Genomic DNA, 1330 nt, shown 5'->3' on the forward strand with positions numbered 1-1330 from the left:
TGCCATCGCAAGTGCTCGGGGCCGATTCCGTTGGTTCTGCCGCTCCACACGTCGTTCGGCGGTGCACTGATCTGGCTGGGGTTCATGCCGGTTTCCTTCTACATGCGAACAGGTGGGCGGGACTCGCCTTGGTTCGGAACTGTGGTGCGGGTTACGTTGAGTACAACACAAGCCGAATACGTGCTCTCCCGGAGCCCGCCTCGAACACCTTCCGTCCGGGATCCCAGATCGGGACGTGCCTTCCAGGGCCTACACCGGGCCGGAACCGCCCGACGATGCCGAGCCGGGCCGACGCGTCCGCCGGACCGGAGCCGGAATAAGAGCCGGAGCGGGCAGGGAGCCGAAGCAGCACGGGAAGGGACGGCACATGACCGGGTCGAAGGTCCCCGCGGCCGAGAACACCCTGCGGATCCTCCGCTTCCTCGCCACACGTCGCGGGCCGGTGACTGCCGCCTCGATCGCCACGGCCCTGGAGCTTCCCCGCTCATCCGTCTACCACCTGCTGAAGGTGATGGCCGACCAGGGGTTCGTGGTGCACCTGCCGGAGGAGCGCCTCTACGGCCTCGGGATCACCGCATTCGAGTTGTCCTCCGCCTACGTACGCCAGGATCCCCTGGCCCGCCTCGGGGAACCGCTGATGCGCGGGCTCGTGGATGCTGGCTTGATGCCATCGCAAGTGCTCGGGGCCGATTCCGTTGGTTCTGCCGCTCCACACGTCGTTCGGCGGTGCACTGATCTGGCTGGGGTTCATGCCGGTTTCCTTCTACATGCGAACAGGTGGGCGGGACTCGCCTTGGTTCGGAACTGTGGTGCGGGTTACGTTGAGTACAACACAAGCCGAATACGTGCTCTCCCGGAGCCCGCCTCGAACACCTTCCGTCCGGGATCCCAGATCGGGACGTGCCTTCCAGGGCCTACACCGGGCCGGAACCGCCCGACGATGCCGAGCCGGGCCGACGCGTCCGCCGGACCGGAGCCGGAATAAGAGCCGGAGCGGGCAGGGAGCCGAAGCAGCACGGGAAGGGACGGCACATGACCGGGTCGAAGGTCCCCGCGGCCGAGAACACCCTGCGGATCCTCCGCTTCCTCGCCACACGTCGCGGGCCGGTGACTGCCGCCTCGATCGCCACGGCCCTGGAGCTTCCCCGCTCATCCGTCTACCACCTGCTGAAGGTGATGGCCGACCAGGGGTTCGTGGTGCACCTGCCGGAGGAGCGCCTCTACGGCCTCGGGATCACCGCATTCGAGTTGTCCTCCGCCTACGTACGCCAGGATCCCCTGGCCCGCCTCGGGGAACCGCTGATGCGCGGGCTCGTGGATGCTGTCGGGG

Annotated in this window: 1 protein-coding gene and 1 pseudogene; both read left to right on the forward strand. The window is 67.5% G+C overall.

Annotated elements, in window-relative coordinates; genetic code table 11:
• Positions 1-367: 367 nt before the first annotated feature.
• A pseudogene (locus Y705_RS17485) lies at positions 368-658 on the forward strand (helix-turn-helix domain-containing protein); the annotation flags it as partial.
• Positions 659-1032: 374 nt separating this feature from the next.
• A partial coding sequence (locus Y705_RS0104750) for a helix-turn-helix domain-containing protein (protein ID WP_026532015.1) occupies positions 1033-1330 on the forward strand: 298 nt, incomplete at its 3' end.

The sequence above is a fragment of the Arthrobacter sp. H41 genome, from assembly GCF_000520535.1.
Classification (GTDB): Bacteria; Actinomycetota; Actinomycetes; order Actinomycetales; family Micrococcaceae; genus Arthrobacter_D.